Source organism: Streptomyces sp. 135 (assembly GCF_020026305.1).
GTDB lineage: Bacteria > Actinomycetota > Actinomycetes > Streptomycetales > Streptomycetaceae > Streptomyces.
The window spans coordinates 774,535-793,129 of the sequence record NZ_CP075691.1 but is presented as its reverse complement, the minus strand read 5'-3'; the positions used below and the strand labels follow the sequence as shown (position 1 = coordinate 793,129).

At 68.7% G+C, this 18,595-nt stretch carries 19 protein-coding genes and 2 pseudogenes; 13 read left to right on the top strand and 8 right to left on the bottom strand.

Annotated features, from left to right (window positions below; genetic code table 11):
- Positions 1 to 107 precede the first annotated feature (107 nt).
- Together KKZ08_RS03645 and KKZ08_RS38920 are read right to left on the bottom strand one after the other, a co-directional pair.
- A complete protein-coding gene (locus tag KKZ08_RS03645) occupies positions 108 to 1,517 on the bottom strand; it encodes a sulfatase-like hydrolase/transferase (protein ID WP_223773053.1) in 1,410 nt (469 codons plus the stop codon).
- Positions 1,518 to 1,599: 82 nt separating this feature from the next.
- Positions 1,600 to 1,695 (bottom strand): putative leader peptide, encoded by a 96-nt coding sequence (locus KKZ08_RS38920; protein ID WP_320591742.1) that lies wholly within the window; start codon positions 1,693 to 1,695, stop codon positions 1,600 to 1,602.
- 178 nt (positions 1,696 to 1,873) lie between these two features.
- Here KKZ08_RS38920 and KKZ08_RS03640 point away from each other — a divergent pair, with 178 nt between their 5' ends.
- Entirely contained in the window at positions 1,874 to 3,097 is a 1,224-nt protein-coding gene (locus KKZ08_RS03640; RefSeq protein ID WP_223773052.1) for a hypothetical protein, read from the top strand.
- Between the two features lie 328 nt (positions 3,098 to 3,425).
- Positions 3,426 to 4,496 (top strand): beta-propeller fold lactonase family protein, encoded by a 1,071-nt coding sequence (locus KKZ08_RS03635; protein WP_223773051.1) that lies wholly within the window; start codon positions 3,426 to 3,428, stop codon positions 4,494 to 4,496.
- 71 nt (positions 4,497 to 4,567) lie between these two features.
- Here the strand turns inward: KKZ08_RS03635 and KKZ08_RS03630 are convergent, their stop codons facing one another.
- Positions 4,568 to 4,936, bottom strand: coding sequence for a VOC family protein (locus KKZ08_RS03630; protein WP_223773050.1), 369 nt, complete (start codon positions 4,934 to 4,936; stop codon positions 4,568 to 4,570).
- Between KKZ08_RS03630 and KKZ08_RS03625 the strand changes: the two are divergent.
- The 4 genes and pseudogenes from KKZ08_RS03625 to KKZ08_RS03610 all read left to right on the top strand — a co-directional run.
- Positions 4,937 to 5,252 (top strand): annotated as a pseudogene (locus KKZ08_RS03625) (MarR family transcriptional regulator); the annotation flags it as partial. It lies immediately after the preceding gene.
- Between the two features lie 126 nt (positions 5,253 to 5,378).
- Complete coding sequence (gene htpG, locus KKZ08_RS03620) at positions 5,379 to 7,217, top strand: molecular chaperone HtpG (RefSeq protein ID WP_223773049.1); 1,839 nt, start codon at positions 5,379 to 5,381, stop codon at positions 7,215 to 7,217.
- A 410-nt stretch (positions 7,218 to 7,627) separates the two neighbouring features.
- Positions 7,628 to 9,175: an alanine/glycine:cation symporter family protein gene (locus KKZ08_RS03615; RefSeq protein ID WP_223773048.1), complete on the top strand. Its 1,548-nt coding sequence runs from the start codon at positions 7,628 to 7,630 to the stop codon at positions 9,173 to 9,175.
- A 235-nt stretch (positions 9,176 to 9,410) separates the two neighbouring features.
- Positions 9,411 to 9,755 (top strand): GNAT family N-acetyltransferase, encoded by a 345-nt coding sequence (locus KKZ08_RS03610; protein WP_223773047.1) that lies wholly within the window; start codon positions 9,411 to 9,413, stop codon positions 9,753 to 9,755.
- Positions 9,756 to 10,214: 459 nt separating this feature from the next.
- On the opposite strand, the gene KKZ08_RS03605 is transcribed toward KKZ08_RS03610, so the two are convergent.
- On the bottom strand, positions 10,215 to 10,607 hold the full coding sequence (locus KKZ08_RS03605) for an alpha/beta hydrolase (protein ID WP_223773046.1): 393 nt from the start codon (positions 10,605 to 10,607) through the stop codon (positions 10,215 to 10,217).
- 30 nt (positions 10,608 to 10,637) lie between these two features.
- On the opposite strand from KKZ08_RS03605, the gene KKZ08_RS03600 reads away from it, so the two are divergent.
- Both KKZ08_RS03600 and KKZ08_RS03595 read left to right on the top strand, forming a co-directional pair.
- A complete protein-coding gene (locus KKZ08_RS03600; RefSeq protein WP_223773045.1) occupies positions 10,638 to 11,249 on the top strand; it encodes a TetR/AcrR family transcriptional regulator in 612 nt (203 codons plus the stop codon).
- Positions 11,250 to 11,373: 124 nt separating this feature from the next.
- On the top strand, positions 11,374 to 11,913 hold the full coding sequence (locus KKZ08_RS03595; RefSeq protein WP_223773044.1) for a MerR family transcriptional regulator: 540 nt from the start codon (positions 11,374 to 11,376) through the stop codon (positions 11,911 to 11,913).
- A gap of 16 nt (positions 11,914 to 11,929) precedes the next feature.
- Here the strand turns inward: KKZ08_RS03595 and KKZ08_RS03590 are convergent, their stop codons facing one another.
- A complete protein-coding gene (locus tag KKZ08_RS03590) occupies positions 11,930 to 12,148 on the bottom strand; it encodes an alpha/beta hydrolase (RefSeq protein WP_263303328.1) in 219 nt (72 codons plus the stop codon).
- 35 nt (positions 12,149 to 12,183) lie between these two features.
- On the opposite strand from KKZ08_RS03590, the gene KKZ08_RS03585 reads away from it, so the two are divergent.
- From KKZ08_RS03585 to KKZ08_RS38915, 3 genes are all read left to right on the top strand, one after another.
- A complete protein-coding gene (locus KKZ08_RS03585; RefSeq protein WP_223779370.1) occupies positions 12,184 to 12,324 on the top strand; it encodes a hypothetical protein in 141 nt (46 codons plus the stop codon).
- A 160-nt stretch (positions 12,325 to 12,484) separates the two neighbouring features.
- A complete protein-coding gene (locus KKZ08_RS03580; RefSeq protein WP_223773043.1) occupies positions 12,485 to 13,996 on the top strand; it encodes a cellulase family glycosylhydrolase in 1,512 nt (503 codons plus the stop codon).
- A gap of 234 nt (positions 13,997 to 14,230) precedes the next feature.
- A complete protein-coding gene (locus KKZ08_RS38915; protein ID WP_320591750.1) occupies positions 14,231 to 14,896 on the top strand; it encodes a hypothetical protein in 666 nt (221 codons plus the stop codon).
- A gap of 116 nt (positions 14,897 to 15,012) precedes the next feature.
- On the opposite strand, the gene KKZ08_RS03570 is transcribed toward KKZ08_RS38915, so the two are convergent.
- Complete coding sequence (locus KKZ08_RS03570) at positions 15,013 to 15,462, bottom strand: SgcJ/EcaC family oxidoreductase (protein ID WP_223773042.1); 450 nt, start codon at positions 15,460 to 15,462, stop codon at positions 15,013 to 15,015.
- A gap of 91 nt (positions 15,463 to 15,553) precedes the next feature.
- Here KKZ08_RS03570 and KKZ08_RS03565 point away from each other — a divergent pair, with 91 nt between their 5' ends.
- On the top strand, positions 15,554 to 16,054 hold the full coding sequence (locus KKZ08_RS03565; RefSeq protein WP_223773041.1) for a MarR family transcriptional regulator: 501 nt from the start codon (positions 15,554 to 15,556) through the stop codon (positions 16,052 to 16,054).
- 34 nt (positions 16,055 to 16,088) lie between these two features.
- Here KKZ08_RS03565 and istB read toward each other — a convergent pair whose 3' ends face one another.
- Together istB and KKZ08_RS03555 are read right to left on the bottom strand one after the other, a co-directional pair.
- Positions 16,089 to 16,886 carry an IS21-like element helper ATPase IstB gene (istB, locus tag KKZ08_RS03560; RefSeq protein ID WP_223773040.1) on the bottom strand — a complete coding sequence of 266 codons (798 nt, stop codon included), beginning with the start codon at positions 16,884 to 16,886 and terminating at the stop codon, positions 16,089 to 16,091.
- 468 nt (positions 16,887 to 17,354) lie between these two features.
- Entirely contained in the window at positions 17,355 to 17,894 is a 540-nt protein-coding gene (locus KKZ08_RS03555) for a hypothetical protein (protein WP_223773039.1), read from the bottom strand.
- A gap of 186 nt (positions 17,895 to 18,080) precedes the next feature.
- Here KKZ08_RS03555 and KKZ08_RS03550 point away from each other — a divergent pair.
- Positions 18,081 to 18,575 (top strand): annotated as a pseudogene (locus KKZ08_RS03550) (hypothetical protein).
- The last annotated feature ends 20 nt before the right edge of the window (positions 18,576 to 18,595 follow it).

Genomic DNA, 18,595 nt, shown 5'->3' with positions numbered 1-18,595 from the left:
CCACGGACATGCCGGACTTCTCGCCCCCCCGGCACCGCCGCGCCCACCGTACCCCGCAGGAGTTCCTCCGCCCCGCGAAGGTTCCGGGCAGACCGTCCGCTGCGGCGTCAGGGACGGGCGGGGTAAGGCAGCAGCTCCTTGTCCGTCCGCTCCCACGCCGTACGCAGCTCCGCCAGCAGTCCGGGCTCCGCGGCCGCCCGGTCGGCCTGCTCCCGCTGGTCATCGGCGAGGTTGAACAGCTGGTCCGGGCCGCCCTTGCCCCGGTAGTACTTCCACTCCCCGCGCCGCAGCGCCCGCTCGCCCCTGACCCGCCAGAACAGCTCCCGCTCGGCGAGCTCCGCGCCCCTCAGCAGGTACGGGGCGAGGCTCGTGCCGTCCAGCGGATACGCGGGGTCCGGCCGCGCCCCGCCGATCTCCAGGAGCGTCGCCGTCCAGTCGGGGGTGAAGACGGGCTCGTGGCTGACCTGCCCGCCGTCGATCCGCGCGGGCCAGCGTACGAGGGTCGGCACGCGGATGCCGCCCTCTTTCAGCGAGCCCTTGCCGCCGGACAGCGGCCAGTTGTACGAGAAGCGCTCACCGCCGTTGTCCGAGGCGAAGAAGACGAGGGTGTCCCGCTCCTGCCCGGACGTCTTCAGTGCGCGCAGCACCTCGCCGACCGACCGGTCCAGGTCCTGCACCAGCTGCGTGTACTTCGCCACGGAACCGCCGTCCTGGTGCCACAGCGCTCCCTTCTCGCCCGCCTTGATCCGCCGTACGATCTCGGCGCTCTCCGCCTCGTCCCCGTCGGCGATCCAAGGCCAGTGCGGGGTGGTGAAGTTGAGGTTGAGCAGCCACGGCCGGCCGTGCCCGCGCCGGATGTACTCCCCGGCCCGCTCGGTCAGGATCCGCGTGTAGTACCGCAGGTCCTTGTACTCGACGTCGCCTTCATAGAGGTCGTACTCGCCGCCGAGCCCCAGCTTCGAGTAGTACTCGAGGGCCCCGCCGAAGTTCCCGAAGAACTCGTCCCAGCCCGACTTCGTGGGGGAGTGGTCCGGCAGATGGCCGCAGTGCCACTTGCCGATCAGCGCCGTCGCGTATCCGGCGTCGCGCAGCAGCGAGGCGAGCGTCGGATGCGCCGGTGCGAGGCCCGTGGACCTGTCCGCGATGGGCTCCGCGAGGCCGCCCTCCGTACGCCCGGGAAAGCGCCCGGTATAGAGGCTGAAGCGGGTGGGTGAGCAGGTCGCCGAGCCGGAGTAGGCGTCCGTGAACCGCACGCCTTGGTGTGCGAGGCGGTCCAGGTTCGGGGTCTTGATGTGCGGCGAGCCGTAGGCGGAGAGATCGGCCCAGCCGAGGTCGTCGCCGAGGATGAAGAGGATGTTGGGCCGCTTGGAGCGGCGGTGCGGGGCGGCGCGGAACGGCTGCTCCCGGGGCCCGACCGCGGCCCGGGCCCCGGCGGCCGGAAGTCCGACGGCCGCGGCGGTGGCACCGATGGCGCCCCCGAAGGCGCGGCGGGACAGCTTGGATTCGTACGAGGACACAGTGCGCTCCTGAACGGGGCACGGCGCGCCGAGGCGTCACGGCGTCACGTGCCCGGAGATGGCATGAGGGAGGGGATCGGGTTCAGGAAGCGCGGCGACAGATCGCGCTCGCCACACGGACCAGGTCGACATGGCGGCGCGCCACGAGCGTGACCGTCGGGTCGGCGAGGGGCTGCATGGCGGGGAGCCTGACGCAGGGCTCATGTACGTGTCAACGAAGGGGCCGATCTGTTCACACGGGCTTCGTACTCGCTCGCAGGTATCCGACGACAGGGGTTCGGTCGCCCCTCCCTCGCGCGGGGGAGGGGAATGGCCCGTGGGGCTGACGTGGCCGGAGCGGAGCCGGCGGAACATGAATGGCCAGATCACGGAAGCCGGAGGTCACAGTGGCCGCGCCCGAAGCGACACAGACACGTGAGGGGACGCCGCGCCTCGCCCGGACGCCCCTCTGGGCCGGGTGGCCGCGGCGGTGGCCCGAGTGGGCGCCTGCCGCGGCGGCGTCCTGCGGCGCGATATACGCCGTCATCGAGGCCACTTGGGCCGTGACGGGGACCACGGTGCCCTTCACCCCGTACACCTCCTACGCGCCGATGGTCCAGCTGACCCTGGCCGGCCTGGCCCTCGCCGCGGGTGTCGCCTGCCTGGCCACCAGGCGACGACAGCTGGACCGGCCTGGCCGAACAGCGGTGTGGGGTGCATTCATCCTGACCACCCCGGTGTTCGCGATGGGCGCGACCGGCCTTCCCGCCTACTTCGTCACCCTGGCGGCCGGTGCGGGGCTGGAGAGCGCCACTGGCCTGGCCCACGTGCTGCTGAGCACGGCCTTCACCGCAGTCCTCGTCCTCGTCGCGCTCTCCTACCGCCGACGGCTGGCCGGTACCTGCCCCCGCTGCGGACAGAGGCACACCGGCGGCCACGACGCCCCGCTCATCCATCCGCGCGCCACGACCGCCCCCCGGCGCACCAGAAAACTGGCGTACCTGCTGATGTGCGGGATGCTGCCGTGGGCCGGAGCGAAGACCGTCTGGACGCTGGGCGGCGACGCGTTCGGCATCACGGCCGAGAAGTGGAAGGCATCGAACTCCGGCGGATCGGACGCGGCAAAGGCGCTCGCCGAGGCGGGCATCGACGTCACCGTGCTTGCCGCGGGGCTCGGACTCTTTCTGCTGACCGGGCTGATGTATCCGTGGGGGCAGGTGTTCCCCCGCTGGACACCGATCCTCTCCGGACGCCGCGTACCGCGCCTGCTGCCCCTGGTCCCGGCCTGGCTCACCGGCTTCGGCCTGTCGGTGTACGGAGTGTTCCTGGTGATCTACGCCCCGCTCGCCGCCTTCGGAGTGTTGCCGGCCCCCGAACCCGACACGGATCTCGGCGCCACCCTCTCCGGCACCCTCTGGCTGGCCGCCATCGGCGGAACGGCCTTCGGCGGCCTGGGCTTCGCCCTCCTCGCGGCCGCCCGCTCCTACGCCGCCCGGAGCCGCCCCGTCTGCGCCACGGCGGCGGCGAGCGGAGGCGGCTCGGGACGGGCGGACAGCGGCGGGAGCCGCCGGCGGAGTCCGGTGCCTGGCCCGTCGAGCTGACCTGGAGCGACCCCGGCCTGTCGGCTCGGTACACGGTCCTGGTCGCCACGCGCGCCGAGGTGGCCGTACGAGAAGTTCGCCACCGACGTCGCGCCCGTCGGCTCGACCAGCAAATCGCACGGCCCGCAACCAATTCGCTCGTCCACTGGAACGCACCGCGTGACCGAAGCCGCAGCCCGCTCACGCTGCGATTCGCGTACGAGCACGGCGGCGACGCTCGCCTCACGGCGCTTGGCGGGCCATTCTTCGGCCGTGCAGGACAGGCACGACGGGCGTTGACCAAGCGCGTCCGTCCAAGACCTCCCGCACAGCCACAGAAGGTGGATCCATGCTGAGATTCCTCGGATTCGGCTGCCCCTACGGTGCTCGTCGACTCGCCGCCGCAGTCAGCCACCGCCGCTCCCGCGTCCGTACCCGTACCCGCGTCCGTATCCGTCTGATGCTCGGCTTCGCGCCCGCCGCGCCACCCCCGTCGCCACGACCCGCGTCGAAGGCCGAGCCCGACAAGGGCTTCCCGATGCGCATCGTCGCGTACGTGGCCAACAGCGGTTCCGGTACGGCCTCCTCCTTCGACGTCCGTCTTGAGAGGCCGGTCACCACCACGACGGTGGGCAGCGGACCGACCGGCGTGGGCGCGGCCCCCGACGGCTCTCATGTGTACGTGGCGAACGGCCTGTCCGACTCGGTCACCTTCATCGAGACGACCAGTCACAAGGCCGTGGCCACCGTGCCGGTCGGTTCCTATCCGTTCTCGGCCTTTCCGAGCCGTGACGGGAGCCAGGTGTTCGCGGCGAACTGGGGCAGCGACAACGTGTCCGTCATCGACACGGCCAGCCGCAAAGTCATCGCGACGCCCGCGGTCGGTGAACTCCCGCACAGCGTCGCCACCTTGCCCGACGGGACCACTCTCGTCACCAACAGCGGCACCAACAACGTGACCGTCCTGTCCAAGGCACATGAGCCCGTGGCCCAGATCCCCGTGGGTGATTTCCCCAGCGGAATCGTTGCCACGGTGAAGGGGGACAGGGTGTACGTCGCCAACACGGGTTCCGGGAGCATCTCGGCCATTGACCCGGTCACCCGCAAGGTGGTGGCCACCTGGCCGGTCGGCAAGGCCCCGCTCGGCCTCGGGGTCAGCCCCGACGGGCGACGGCTGTACGCCGCGGATTCCGGGGCCGACAGCCTCCTTGTCATCGACACCGCGACGGGCGGTGTCCTTTCCCAGGTTCCCGTGGGCAAGACGCCGCAGGGCGTGGCGGTCAGTCCGGGCGGCAGCCGGGTCTGGGTCACCAACGAGGACTCCGACAGCGTTTCGGTGATCGACCCGACGCTCACGAAGGTGCGGGTGACCCTGCGCACCGGCCACAACCCCGAGGGCATCGCCATCAGCCCCAGGTGAGCCGGTGCCTGTGGCTGATTGCCTCGATGGCGGCTTCGGGAGAACGGTGACCGTCGGTGGCGTCCGGCTCGTCAGGCGCGGTCGTGGAGCGTGACGTGGTAGCCGTCGGGGTCGGCGAAGGTGAAGGCCCGGCCGAAGGGGCCGTCGACCGGTGCGGAGACGATGGTGTGACCATCGGCGGCGAGAGCGTCGTGGATGGCCGCGACGTCCGTGGCGTGGAGCCAGATCGCGGCCCCGATGCCGGGCCGGACGACGGATGCGAGATCAGTGCCGGGAACGATGTCGCGGAGCGCGAACGCGATCGGCTTGGTCTCGAAGACGACGGCGTGCGGAGGTCCGGCCGGTGAGCGGACGAGGCCGAGGTACCGCTCGTAGAACGCCTGCGAGGGGCCGAGGTCGCGCGCTTGGAGCGAGATGAAGTCAGGACCGGTGGCGGGCATGAGCGGCCGAGCTTGTCGAACTCCGAGCTCGCGCGGGGCGCGTTCGTGACGCGGCAGTCGATGAACGTGCTGCTCCAGGCCCTGGAACGAGAGGGCTACGTGACCAGGCCCGCGGAAGCGCCCGTCGGGAAGGCCCTTCCCACGCGCCTCACGCCTCACGCCTCGCGGCCGCCGGAGCCTGGAGGAGGCGACCGTGGCGGTCCGGTCCGTCGAGGTCAGAATGCTGGCCGGCATGACCGAGGCCGAACAGGCAGGCGCGTTCCGGATCCTGCGGAGCGTGATTCATTCCCTGCGCGACGGCGACGACGGCGCATAGCCCGTGCCTGGTCACCGACGACGTGCTGGGGCTGGACGCTGTGCGGGTCGGCGACCTTGCGGCACCCATGAAAATGTTGACGGAAAATGTTGGCGTCGCACAGACGAACCGACCAGAAGGGAAGTCATGAGTACCGAGACGCTGGAGTTCCAGGCCGAGGCGCGGCAGCTGTTGGAGCTGATGGTCCACTCGATCTACTCGAACAAGGACATCTTCCTTCGCGAACTCATCTCCAACGCCTCTGACGCCCTGGACAAGCGGCGCTTGGCCGGCCTGAAGGACGACAGTCTCAAGGCGGACGACCTGCACATCCGGATCGAGGCCGACAAGGAGGCCCGCACGCTGACCGTGCGGGACAACGGCATCGGCATGACGCGCGACGAGGTCGTGGGGCTGATCGGCACCATCGCCAGGTCCGGCACGGCCGAGACGCTGCGACGGCTCAAGGAGAACAAGGAGTCGGCCGAGCTGATCGGCCAGTTCGGCGTCGGCTTCTACTCGGTGTTCATGGTCGCCGACAAGGTCACGCTGCTCACCCGCAAGGCCGGCGAGCCGACGGGAGTGCGCTGGGAGTCGGAGGGCGACGGCACGTACACGGTCGAAACCGTCGAGGACGTCGAGGACGTACCCGAGGGCACGTCGATCCGCGTACACCTGCGGCCCGCCGACGAGGAGGACGCGCTCTACGACTACACCGACGAAGCGAAGATCCGGGAGATCGTCAAGCGGTACTCGGACTTCATCTCGTTCCCCGTCCGGATGGGGGAGTCCACCCTCAACTCGATGAAGGCGCTCTGGGCCCGTCCCCGCTCGGACGTGAGCGAGGAGGAGTACCGGGAGTTCTACCGGCACATCAGCCACGACTGGACGGACCCGCTCGACATCATCCAGATGCGGGCCGAGGGCACCTTCGAGTACGAGGCTCTGCTGTTCCTGCCGTCACGGGCTCCGCACGACCTCTACCAGCGGGACGCCCGCCACGGCCTCCAGCTGTACGTCAAGCGTGTGTTCATCCTGGACGACAGCCGTGAACTCCTGCCCGACCACCTGCGCTTCGTCAAGGGCGTCGTGGACGCGGCCGACCTGTCGCTGAACATCTCCCGCGAGATCCTCCAGCAGGACCGGCACATCCAGCTCATCCGCCGCCGCCTGGCGAAGAAGATCCTGGCGTCCATCAAGGACCTGATGAGCAAGGACGCCGAGAAGTACCGCACGTTCTGGCGCGAGTTCGGACCCGCCGTCAAGGAGGGACTCCTCGACCGGACGGAGGACCACAAGGCGATTCTCGACATCGCCTCCTTCGCCTCCACCGCCGGTGAAGAGCCCACCACTCTGGCCGACTACCTCGCCCGGATGCCGGAGGGCCAGGACAAGATCTACTTCATGACCGGCGACAGCCGCGCACAGATCGAGAACTCCCCGCACATGGAGGCCTTCCGGGCCAAGGGGTACGAGGTCCTGCTGCTCACCGACCCGGTGGACGAGATCTGGGTCGAGGCGGTCCGTGACTACGAGGGCAAGGAGCTGCAGTCCATCACCCGCGGCGCGGTGGACCTGCCCTCCGAGGAGGAGCCGTCGCCGGAGGAGGCGGGGGAGTACGCGGCAGTGCTGACCTGGCTCAACGAGACGCTCGACGACGTCAAGGAGGTGCGTCTGACGACCCGGCTCACGACCTCACCGGCGTGCCTGGTCAGCGACACCGACGGCATCACGCCGGCCCTGGAGAAGATGTACAAGGCGATGGGCCAGGAGATCCCCTCGGTCAAGCGCATCCTTGAGCTGAACCCGAAGCACCCGCTGGTCAGCGCGGTCAGGACGGCCCACGACAAGCGGCCCGACGACCCGGAGCTGAAGGGCACGGCCGAGCTGCTGTACGGCACCGCCCTGCTCGCCGAAGGCGGCGACCTGGCCGACCCGGCCCGCTTCGCCGCCCTGCTGGCCGACCGCCTCAGCAAGACGGTCTGAGCCGCGGAGTGAAGACGGTCTGACCCGCGGAGCGAAGACGATGGCCGCGAGCACCGCCGTGCTCGCGGCCATCGTGCGAGGAATAAGTGTCCGATGAACGGATCAGGCCATCTGAATAACGGTCTGGTTTCGTTCGCTGGGAGTTTCGAATATTACGCATGGTGATGTGATCTGCATCACTAAAGAATCCGTAAAGGTCGTGGTAGAACTGCGCAACTCCGCAGGTGGCACCACCCCTCGCCGCGACACGGAGCGGCCGGCACGCACCGGCAGTACGACCAGGGTGATCACGTTCCGAGTCCGCGGCACGTGAGCCCAGGGTCGCCGATCGGACAACGGCGTTCGCTCAAAGACCGCACATCTTCCGGCGCAACCCCCGGCGCCGGCCCTGCGCCATCGAGGTAGCCACCGTGTCACTCGACTCCATCACCACTTCCGTTGACGAGGCCGTCAGCGGGTTCTTCGAGCCCATAGCCACCTGGCTCGGGGAGGTCGTCTTCTACTCCGTCCCCGTCGCCGGTACGGAGCTGCCCCTCATCGTTGCCTGGCTCGTCATCGCAGGTCTGGTCTTCACCGCCTGGTTCGGTCTTGTGCAGGTCAGGAAATTCAGACTCGCCGTCGACGTGGTGCGCGGGAAGTACGACGAGAAGGGGTCGGCCGGTGAGGTCAACCACTTCCAGGCGCTGACCGCCGCCGTCTCGGGCACGGTCGGACTGGGCAACATCGCCGGCGTGGCCGTCGCCGTATCCATCGGTGGCCCCGGCGCCACCTTCTGGATGATCCTGTGCGGCCTGCTGGGCATGGCCACCAAGTTCGTCGAGGTCACCTTGGGCGTGAAGTACCGCGAGGTGCACGCCGACGGCACCGTCTCCGGCGGCCCGATGCACTACCTGCCCAAGGGCCTGGCCGACCGCTTCGGCAAGAACGGCAAGACGCTCGGCAAGGTCCTGGCCGTCCTCGCCTCCTTCATGATCCTGTTCTTCGGCCTCTTCGGCGGAAACCTCTTCCAGGTCAACCAGTCCTACGCCCAGCTCGTCTCCGTCACCGGCGGCGAGGACGGCCTGATGGGCTCCTCCGCCGGTGCGCTGTTCTTCGGCATCCTCATCGCCGCGCTCGTCGGGATCGTGCTGCTCGGCGGCATCCGCTCCATCGCCAACGTGACCAGCAGGCTCGTCCCCGCCATGGCCGGCATCTACATCGTGGCCTGCCTGGTCGTCATCCTGGTCCACGTCTCCGCCCTGCCGGCCGCGATCGGCACGATCATCGAGGGCGCGTTCAACCCCCAGGGTGTCGCCGGCGGTGTCATCGGCGCGCTGATCATCGGCTTCCAACGGGCCGCGTTCTCCAACGAGGCCGGCCTCGGCTCCGCCCCGATCGCCCACTCCGCGGTCAAGACCAAGCACCCCGCCAGCGAGGGCCTGGTCGCCCTGCTGGAGCCGTTCATCGACACCGTCGTCATCTGCACGATGACCGCGCTGACCATCGTCATCGCCAACCCGGCCAGCTGGGCCGAGGCCCGCAAGAGCAACGGTGAGTCCATCGGCGGTGTCACCATCACCTCCGACGCCTTCGGCACCGTGATGCCCTGGTTCCCGTACATCCTCACCGTCGCGGTGCTGCTGTTCGCCGTCTCCACCGTGCTCACCTGGGGCTACTACGGCCTTAAGGCCTGGACGTACCTCTTCGGCCGCACCAGGGGCAGCGAACTGACCTTCAAGGTCCTCTACACGCTGTTCGCGGTCGCGGGTTCCCTGCTGACGCTGGAGACCCTGATCGGCATGGCCGACGCGGTGCTCTTCATGCTCGCCGTCATCAACATCATCGGCCTGTACCTCCTCGCCCCGGTCGTCAAGCGTGAGCTGAACTCGTTCCTGGAGTTCGTCCGAGCTCGCAACGCCCACGAAGTCATCGAGGGCGACGGAGACCACGAAGACGAGTCGGTGAAGACCACAGTCTGACCGCCCCCCCCGGCGACCCAGCTCCTGAGCGGGCCCGTCCACACCTCGCGCCTTGGTGTGGACGGGCCCGCTCGCCATGCGGCGCCCTTGCGCTGTTCGGGTGCTCTTACGAGGTTCACGGCCACGTACCCGAGATTTTCGACTTGCATGACTACGGGCATCTGTTCCGCCCCGGCGCAGCGTCTCAACCGCTGACGTCGGACCACGCGAGTTGTCGTAGGCGGGGGCGAACGCAGTGAGTCGTCAGGTCAGCTTCGAGTACGTGTCCGCGGTGCTGCCCGCGGGCCGCCAGGCCGTATCAGTGCTGGACGCGGGCCGCCGCCTGGTGGGCTGCCTCGAGTACCAGGTCTGTCATGTGTGCCGCGTCGGGTACGTGGTCAACATCGCCGTCGCCAGTCACTGGCAGGGGCAGGGCGTCGGTCGTCATGCCCTGCACACCGCCATGGAGCCGTGCGCTGGTTACACATGGTCCACGTCGCGGCAGTCGCTCGATGGACGACGCTTCTTCGGCGCGATGGAGGAGGAGATGGACATCGCTTTCCCGGCCGGCGGCGTGCGGTGCCCGCACATGACGCCATGACCAGCGCACGAGCTCGCCATAGGCAGCTGACCTGGCGCTTTAGAAGAACCCGAGCTTCTTTGGACTGTAAACGATGAGCAGGGAGTGCGTTTTCCCGCGGGCCGCCCGTGCAATCGACTCCGGCCGGTGGTCCTCGCAGAGCCATGCGACGGGATAGAAGCGAGCGGGTGCCCCGCATGGCCACTTGCCCCGGTAGGCGATCGGTAAAGTCCCCGGCACCATAGGACGCCGCACCTGACGTGGTCCGCTTCTTCGGACACGGCCCCGGGAACCGCTCGTCGCACTTGGCGAGTGACGTCGAAGCGTCGACTCCACTGTCTGGGGGGGGCAGCATGCCCTCGGGACCATCCCCGCGGGCGCGGGGAGCACGGCATGGTTGCGAACCGGCGCAAGGCCTGTCGGGTCAGGCCCGCGAGTCATCAGCACCACGCGGGGCAGTTGCTGCCGGAGTCGAGCGTGTCACAGGCTGCAACGGGCGTCGGCGGGCGGGGTTTCGGGGTCGAGGAGATACTCACTGACCACGTCGTCGACGCACTTACTGCCGCCGAGGATATAGGCGCCGTGCTGCTTGCCGTCGACGGTGAGCAGACTTCCGCCGAGAGCTCGCGCCATCGCGATGCCACCCTCGTGCGGTGTCGCAGGATCGCCGGTGACCGACACGACGAGCGTCTCGGGGAGGCCTTCGACATCGGCGAGCCAGGGTTCGTCACGTGTCGGCGGCGCGGGCCACGCCTCGCATTCGCTGTGGTAGTTGCCCGCCGTGAACACGTCGATGTCGAACATCGGAGCGGCCTCCCCGATCTTGCGTGCGAGCGCGGTCTGTTCCTCCGGCGTCGGACGGGGTGAGTCCATGCAGCGCACAGCGATGTTCGCGAGCGGAGCATGGAAACACGCGAGAAGATCCTGCAGGCCGCTGCGGAGATGATCAGTGAGGACATGGCGGCGAAGCTGAGCGTGCGCGCGGTCGCCGCGCGTGCGGGAGTGAGCACCGGCTCGCTGAGGTTCCACTTCCCCACCCAGCGCGCCCTGCAGGACAGCTTGCTCGCGCGGATCTACGAACACCTGCTGCCCGGCGACCCGATCCGGGACCAGACACTGCCGCCCCGCGAACGGCTGCTGAACTGCCTGCGGCAGGTTCTCGCACCGCTCGGCACCAACGAGGACGCGCGAACCACCTGGGGCACGATGTATCGGGCCTTCATCGAATCCGAGCCGACCGAACAGGTACGCGCCGCATACCTCGGCCATGAGCGGGAGGCGGAGCGCCGAGTCGAACACTGGCTGACCGTGCTCGCCGAGGAAGGCGCGCTTTCCCCGGGAGACCACACCCGCAACGTCAGGTTCCTTCTCACCGTCCTCAACGGACTCTCGGTCGAACGCGCCCTGCCCACCCGCGAATCCGTCCTCATCGCCGAGACCGAGACCCTCGACGCCGCCGTCGACCGCGTCCTCTCCACCGGCCCCGCACCACCCGCCGGGCCGACTCGGCCGTGAACCGAACCAACCACTCCGCTCCAGGTACCCGAGACGTAGTACGGCGTCGTCCGCCGGGATCTTCCCTCAGCTCAACGGCCCGCTGCGGGAGCCCGCTCTCCCCTGCGCGGGTCTGATCGCGGACATGCGTGACGGCCCGGATTCCGACCCGGACCCGCGTGATCTACGGACTCTCGACGAGGAGTTGGCCGCCGCCATCGAACGCCTGCAACACGCCCGCGCCGAGGTCGGCGCCCTCATGCGCAGAACGGCCACGGCCGATCTTCCCCTCCGACTCGCCTCCGTGGACGAGACAGCAGAGCTTGCTGATCCCGACCGCTCTTTCGTCACCGTCCTCGGTACGGTCCTCGGCCCCCGTGGGATGGACGCCTACGCGGACTTGCTCCATGAGGAGCCGCAGCCGGTGGCACGCGAATTCGACGAGCTTCCCGCCGATGCGGACGAGCAGGCGCGCCAGAGTCTCGCTGAGCGTCTCGTGTCTCACGTCCGAGGTCTCCGGGCCAGGCATCCCGGGCTGAGCGACCTCGCCTCGGACGCCCCGCGCGGCCGGCAGCACACCGCTCGCACCATCCGCACAGCCATTACCGATCTCTACAATCCGGCCCAGGTCGACGTGATGCGGCGTCTCCACGCCCTTCTGTCCGATACGGGCGACCCACGTTGACGGCCTCCGGGGAAGGTCAGTCCGCGCGGCAGGACGTGTCCTCCGCGGGCATCTCGCCTTCGACGAGGTAGCGCGTGGCGGTGTTCAGCGCGCAGGAGTTGTCGCCCAGGACATACACGCCGTGCCCGCTGTCGTCGACGCTGACCAGCCGCGCCCGGTCACGGAACTTCTCGCGCAGCATCTTCCCGCCCCGATGCGGGGTCGACGCGTCCCGCCGGTTCTGCAGGAGCAGCACGTTGCGGGGACCTGGGATCCTCCTCGTGCCGGGAAATGGCGGTCGCCGAGTCGGTCGTCGCGCACGCGCTGGTCGAGTTCTACCACCGCGCCCACCTCGACGTGCTGCAACGCGTCCACGCGATCCTCTTCGAGGACGACACCGCGGAGAGTGAAAGCAACGACGCGCGGGGGTGAGCCGGCGTGCCGGGGTGCCGGGCTCCGACCCGTCCTGACGGATTCCCGGCCGCCCGCGCTGTCGGTTCGCTGGTCTGTGCAAGCGGTTCCTGATACGTACGGTGCGTACCGAGCGGACACACGTACGTGACCGCGCGGTCCCGAGTGCCGGAGGTCCGTCATGGGCAAGCGCTTCACGCGGCAGCACATCGGCCCGGTGGCCCTGATCGCCCTGATCGCCACCGCCCTGCTCGGTGCGGGCCTGGCTCCTGCCGCTTCGGCGGGAGCGGGGAGTGGGCGCCCCGGCACCGGTTCCGGCGCCGTCGCGGGGGCCACTTCCGGCAGCGGGTCCGCAACCGCCCCCATCACCGACGGTATACCTCGCCTCACCGACGCCCGCGGACGCACACTCACCCTGCGCGGCTGGAACGTCGAGGACAAGATCCACCACGGCCGGGACGCCCTCAGCGCGATCACCGAGCGGCACTTCGCCGACTTGCGGGCCCACGGCTTCAACTTCGCCCGCCTGCTGGTCTTCTGGGACGACCTGGAGCCGCGGCGCGGGCGCTACAGCGAGTCGTACCTGCGCAAGGTCCGGCGCATCCTCGACTGGGCGCACGAGCACGGTGTCTACGTTGTCATCGACGCCCACCAGGACGTGTTCGGGCCCGCGTTCGGCCACCGCGGGATCCCGGAGTGGGCGACGCGGACCGACGGGCTGCCGTTCACCCCGCACCCGGACGACTGGTTCGCCGAGTACTTCGAACCCGCCGTCCAGCGCGCCTTCACCCATCTCTACGAGGACGCGGACCTGCGGCGCGCGCAGGCTCGCATGTGGCGCCTGCTGGCGGACCGTTTCGGCGGGCACCCCGCGGTGTTCGGCTACGACCTGATCAACGAACCGATGGGGGAGCTGCGCGCGGGCGAGGACCTGACGAGTGCCGCACGCCGCATCGAGGCAACGCAGCTCACCCCGATGTACCGCCGCCTCGCCGCCGCCATCCGCACCCGGGACCGCTCGAACCGCCTGTTCATCGAGCCGACCCCGATCGTCGGCGAAGGCGTGCCCACCGGCCTGGGCCGCATCCCCGACGAACGCGTCGTCTACGCCCCGCACTTCTACAACACCGCGATGGAGGCAGGCGCCGATTACGACCCGGCGGCCGGCTGGATCACGGCGTACGAGAACGCCGTCACCGCATACCCGCGCGAGCACTCGGTTCCCGTCGTGGTGGGCGAGTGGGGCCCGCTGAACAGCGGCTTGCCGAACATGCGCCGCTTCCACGACGACGCGCTCGCCTCCTTCGCCCGCTACTCCTCGGGCTGGGCTGCCTACGTCTGGTGCTACGGCGGCGGCTACTGCGCCCTCGACCGCGACGGCCGCTTGCGTACGAACAAGGAGCGCACTGTCACGCCGTACGCCCCGGCGGTCGCGGGCACCGTGCGCGCCGACACCCACGACCCGGCCCGCGCGACGTACCGCCTCGCCTACCGGTCGACTCGCCGTCCCGGCACCACCGTGCTGTCCCTGCCGCCGAACCCCACCGGCTGGCGGATCGAGGTGTCGGGCCGCACGGCACACCCCAGCGCCAGAAGTGTGCCGCCCGGGCAGGCACGACAGGTGCGCGTACGGGCGTCCGACGGAACGGAGGTGCAGGTGACGGTGCGGCCGGGCTCCGGCCGCCGGGGGTGAGACCGGGTCGAGCCCTCTGGTGCTGCCTTGATGGCAGACCATGCGGTGATCTATGGGGCACTGTTACATGATCTGCGGTTATCCGTTATGACCGGTCAACTAGGTTGATTGTGTACTCGCCGCACAGCATGGATGGCGAGAGTCAACAGGACAGCTCCCGGCATGGCGCCGCCCGACCAGCGGAGCTGTGCCGTGCGTGCGAACAGGTCCATGACCGTGAAGGGGAACCACGTTATGCGTACCACCACCCACCGCCGCGGCGCCCTGCGTACCGCCGCCGTTTCGGTCCTCGTCGGTACGGCGCTCCTGGCCCCGGCCGCGGCCGCGCTGGCGAGCGCGCCCGCCGCTGAGCAGCGCACTGCTGTACAGAGTGTCGTCGCCGCCAAGCCCGTGAAGATCGATATCGGTGCCGGAGTCACCGTCACCGTCAAGGAGGGCAAGCCGTACTACAACGGCAAGATCCTCAAGCCGGGCCAGACGGTCAACGACGGCATCTACCTGCACCTGAGCGCCGACGGCAAGCGCCTGTACAGCAAGACGCAGGGCGGTGGCACGCCGTACGCCATCTGGGACGTCGCGACCGGCAAGAGCCTCGGCACCCAGAGGAACAGCCCCACCGCCGCGGTGAAGCCCGCGCTGACAGCCAAGCCCTCGGCGGCCTCCGTGAAGGCATGGCAGGAGCTGCGCGTCAGCGGCAAGGCCACCGGCATCACGGCGGGCACCAAGGTCGGCCTGCAGCAGAAGCAGCGCGGCACGTGGAAGACGCTGCCCGCCTCCACGACCGTCGACAAGTCCGGCGCGTACAGCCTGCGCGTCAAGCTCGGCCTCAAGGGCAAGAACGAGCTGCGCATGAAGAGCGGCTCCACCCTGTCGCCCGTCTTCACGGTGACGGTCCGCTGACACCGGGGGAGGCGCCACGAGAGCGGCGGCCGGCGCTACGAGAGTCTCCAGCCGGTCACCGGAGGGTGTGAGTGTGTCGGCGCCTGCACATGCGGGATTTTCTGCAGCTTCACCGGTCACTTCTGGGATGCCGGGACGAGATCGGGGGCGGCCTTGAAGGAGATGGCCTCCATAAGCGGCTTGCGCTTGGTGTTGTGGAAGGCCGCGATGCGCCACTGGCCGTCCGGCTCCCGGACCAGCGTGTAGGTCTGGACCTTGGTCAGCTTCTTCGGCCTGCCGCCCTTGTAGCTGTCGCCCCGGCCGGTGATCACGGCGGTGTCCGGACCGTAGAAGCGGATGTCCAGGATCTCGTCGGCGAGCTGTGTGCCCTTAAGGAACTTGGCGAACAGCGTCCGGTGGCTGTCGATGATGTCGCGGCGGCCCTGGTAGTACGTGCCGGCGAAGGTGACGTAGGTGGCGTCCTGGGTGAACTGCGCACCGTACGCGTCGGCGTCGTGGCGTCGCCAGGCGTCGATGAGTGAGGCGATCACATGGGTGACGGCGTTCCGGTCGTCCGTGGTGGGCATGAGGGCCTCCAGATAGTTACACTGGTGCAGATATTGCAGGTACGCATTATCTGCACATGTGCAGTTATCTAGGCAAGGGGTACCCAGGGACATGGCAGACCTGACGCCGGCCGACCAGCACCTGGTCTTCCGTCAGTACCTCGACGCCGTGGGGCTCCACGGCATGGCCGGGGCGGAAGCGGTGGGGCTGAGCGCCTCCGAGTGGTACGCGCTCAGCCAGATCGCGCTGGAAGGCACGCTCACCTCGGGAGAACTGGCCGCATGCACCGGCCTCACCACCGGGGCGACCACTCGCTTGATCGACCGCCTGGAGCGAGCCGGATTCGTCCGCCGGGCCACCGATCCGGATGATCGGCGCAAGGTCATCATCGAGCCGGTGGCTGACTCCCTCGACCGGATCGAAAGCGTGGTCGGGCCTGCCCGGAGCCAGATCGCCGAGGTTCTCAGCCGATACACCCCGGACCAACGCGCCGTTCTCTTCGACTACTTCGCTCACGCTGCCCCTGCCTTTCGGGCGGCCACCGAGGAAGTCCGGGATGCAGCAGCACACCATCGTCAGCGCAAGGGAGGTGCGGTGGCCCACCGCCCGTGAGGGCGGCGGGCCACCGAGTCGGAACCTGCAGGTGTCAGCCGACCTTGGCGGGTTCCTCGGCCTTGGCCCGGGTGGAGGCGAGGCGGTAGGAGTCGGTGCCGGTCTCGATGATGGTGCCGTTGAAGGTCAGACGGTCGACGATGGCCGCGCAGAGACGGGGGTCGGTGAAGGTCTTGGTCCAGCCGCCGAAGGACTCGTTGGAGGCGATCGCAACGCTGTTCTCCTCCTCGCGCTCGGTCAGAACCTGGAACAGCAACTCGGCCCCGTGCCGGTCGAGTTCCATGTAGCCGAGCTCGTCGATACACAAAAGATCAACACGGCCGTAGCGGGCGATCGTCTTGTTCAGCTGCTTCTCGTCCGCGGCTTCGACCAGCTCGTTCACGAGCTTCGTGGCGAGCGTGTAGCGGACGCGGAAGCCCTTCATCGCGGCCTCGGTGCCGAGTGCGATCAGCATGTGCGATTTGCCGGTGCCGGAATCGCCGATCAGGCAGAGCGGCTTTCCCTTCTCGACCCACTCGCAGCTGGCCAAGGTATGGATGGTGGCAGCGTCGATGTTCGGGTTCATGTCGAAGCCGAAGCTCCGCAGGGACTTTTCCCTCGGGAAATTTGCCGCCTTGATCCGCCGTTCCGATCGGCGGCGAGCCCGGTCGTCGCACTCGGCCATCAGCAGCTCGGCGAGGAACCCGCGGTAGCTCATCTGCTCCTTCGCCGCCCGCTCGGCGATATCGGAGAACTCCTTGCGGATCGAAGGAAGCCGCAGCATGCGGGAGGAGGTGTCGATGGCGGCGTCGGCAGCCTGCTCGGTCAAGCCTCCCTGGCGGGGCAGGTTCACTGGGCTTCTCCCTCTCGGTGGTCACCGACGCTGTCGCGGCGGCGTCTCAGTAACTGGTCGTAAGGCATCACCGAGGGCAACGGCCTGGTATCCGGCGGAAGATGAGTGAGCCTCCACTCGTGCAGGACGTCACATTCGCCGCCGAGGGCGCCGTCGGCGAGGCTGGCGGCAAGGGGATATACGGCTCGTCCTCGCTATGGGCGGCTATGCGGGCCTCCAGGGCGACCGCGTCCGCAGTCAAAGCCCCCGCCCGCAGGGCGATGACAAGTCCGGCGACCAGAAACTCGTGGGGAATGTGCCGGCCCAGCAGTAGAACCTCGATCAGGGCCCGGGTTCCATCGCGATCGCCGAGAACCTTCTTGGCCTGGGCCCACCAGGCGTCATGAACAGGATTGAACTTGCCTGCCGAGCGGGCCTGTTCGAGTGCAGTGGCGCCCGCGGAAGGCGCCCGGCTTTCGGATCAGCGCCTCAAGGTAGTGGTCCAGCTCGAGACGGCATCCGCCCTTCGCGATCAGCCGTTCGTGCCGGGGGGACTTCGATGTTCTGGTCGTAGACGACCAGGTGAGAAGCGTGCAGGACCACGCGGACACGCTTGCCGATCAGACGGACCGGAACCGAGTAGCGGTTCGTTCTGACCGCGATCTGGCTGTAGCGGTCGACACGGGGAGTGAACGCCCGGCCGGTCTCGAACGGCTCCTCCGGCAGCGGCAGCAGCAGCGGCTGTTCGACGGCGAAGTACTCGTCGATGGTCCGCGGTCGGGACCCGATCCGGCGCCGCCCGTCGTGCAGGTCCCACTGCTCGACCATCTCGTTCAGCTCGGCGAGCGAGCCGACCTCCGGGACCGGGGCGAAGTGGTTGCGGCGGAAGTACCCGATCTGGCCCTCGGCGCCGCCCTTCTCGTGGGCGCCCTCGATACCGGGCCGGCAGTAGAAGCTCTCGATGCCGAAGTGCGACTTGAACGCGATCCACCGGTCGCTCTCCACCCTCGCCCGGTTCAGGCCCAGCACGCGGGTGACGGCAGCCTTGAGGTTGTCGTAACGGACTTGTCCCGCGGAACCCAGCGTCCGTAACGCGTGGCTTGCTGCGGATCTATTCCCTGCTGACGAACACGCTCTTCTGCCATGCACAAGAGTTGGAATCGCATCAGCTAAGGGTCGTCCCGCAAGTGATCTCGCTCTGCGGTGATCTTGATCGTGTCAGGTGTGATCACGGCCTTCGAGCCGTCCTGGAATAGCCCCGTTTACCGGGCTGCGCCCGCCCGTCTTCAGCAAGTTGGTGCCCGCGCTGCGTCGTGAGGGTGCCGACTCCCCGGGCCGGGGCCGACCGTAGAACTGTTGCTGGAGGACGGGATGCCGCTGGTCGCCGCGTACTGCCCAACGAACTTGCCGTTGGGGCAACTGGCCCTGCTGTTCGGGGGTTTCGAAATCGGACGCAGACCAAGTGACCGACGACATCGGCCCGCAGTCGAAGAACTACCGATACTCCACCAACCACCAGGTCGTCATCGACGCCGACACCCGGCTGGTCGTGGTGGTCGACCGGCCGCTGCCGGGCAATAGCAACGACTGCTCCGGGCCCGGGTGCGCGACTGCCGCCTGAGAGGCGACGGCGTGCGCTACGCAATGTACGGCGTCGCCCGCCTACGCAACCTCGCTCCCACGGGAAACCCCCGCCGCATGCGGACCTGAGAGATCACCCAGGGCAGACG

What these genes read in the sequence shown, in the direction of transcription:
- KKZ08_RS38920 (WP_320591742.1), bottom strand. Translation starts at nt 1,695, where the DNA reads ATGCAGCCCCTCGCCGACCCGACGGTCACGCTCGTGGCGCGCCGCCAT.
- KKZ08_RS03640 (WP_223773052.1), top strand. Translation starts at nt 1,874, where the DNA reads ATGGCCAGATCACGGAAGCCGGAGGTCACAGTGGCCGCGCCCGAAGCG.
- KKZ08_RS03635 (WP_223773051.1), top strand. Translation starts at nt 3,426, where the DNA reads ATGCTGAGATTCCTCGGATTCGGCTGCCCCTACGGTGCTCGTCGACTC.
- KKZ08_RS03630 (WP_223773050.1), bottom strand. Translation starts at nt 4,936, where the DNA reads ATGCCCGCCACCGGTCCTGACTTCATCTCGCTCCAAGCGCGCGACCTC.
- htpG (WP_223773049.1), top strand. Translation starts at nt 5,379, where the DNA reads ATGAGTACCGAGACGCTGGAGTTCCAGGCCGAGGCGCGGCAGCTGTTG.
- KKZ08_RS03605 (WP_223773046.1), bottom strand. Translation starts at nt 10,607, where the DNA reads ATGGACTCACCCCGTCCGACGCCGGAGGAACAGACCGCGCTCGCACGC.
- KKZ08_RS03600 (WP_223773045.1), top strand. Translation starts at nt 10,638, where the DNA reads ATGGAAACACGCGAGAAGATCCTGCAGGCCGCTGCGGAGATGATCAGT.
- KKZ08_RS03595 (WP_223773044.1), top strand. Translation starts at nt 11,374, where the DNA reads ATGCGTGACGGCCCGGATTCCGACCCGGACCCGCGTGATCTACGGACT.
- KKZ08_RS03585 (WP_223779370.1), top strand. Translation starts at nt 12,184, where the DNA reads ATGGCGGTCGCCGAGTCGGTCGTCGCGCACGCGCTGGTCGAGTTCTAC.
- KKZ08_RS03580 (WP_223773043.1), top strand. Translation starts at nt 12,485, where the DNA reads ATGGGCAAGCGCTTCACGCGGCAGCACATCGGCCCGGTGGCCCTGATC.
- KKZ08_RS38915 (WP_320591750.1), top strand. Translation starts at nt 14,231, where the DNA reads ATGCGTACCACCACCCACCGCCGCGGCGCCCTGCGTACCGCCGCCGTT.
- KKZ08_RS03570 (WP_223773042.1), bottom strand. Translation starts at nt 15,462, where the DNA reads ATGCCCACCACGGACGACCGGAACGCCGTCACCCATGTGATCGCCTCA.
- KKZ08_RS03565 (WP_223773041.1), top strand. Translation starts at nt 15,554, where the DNA reads ATGGCAGACCTGACGCCGGCCGACCAGCACCTGGTCTTCCGTCAGTAC.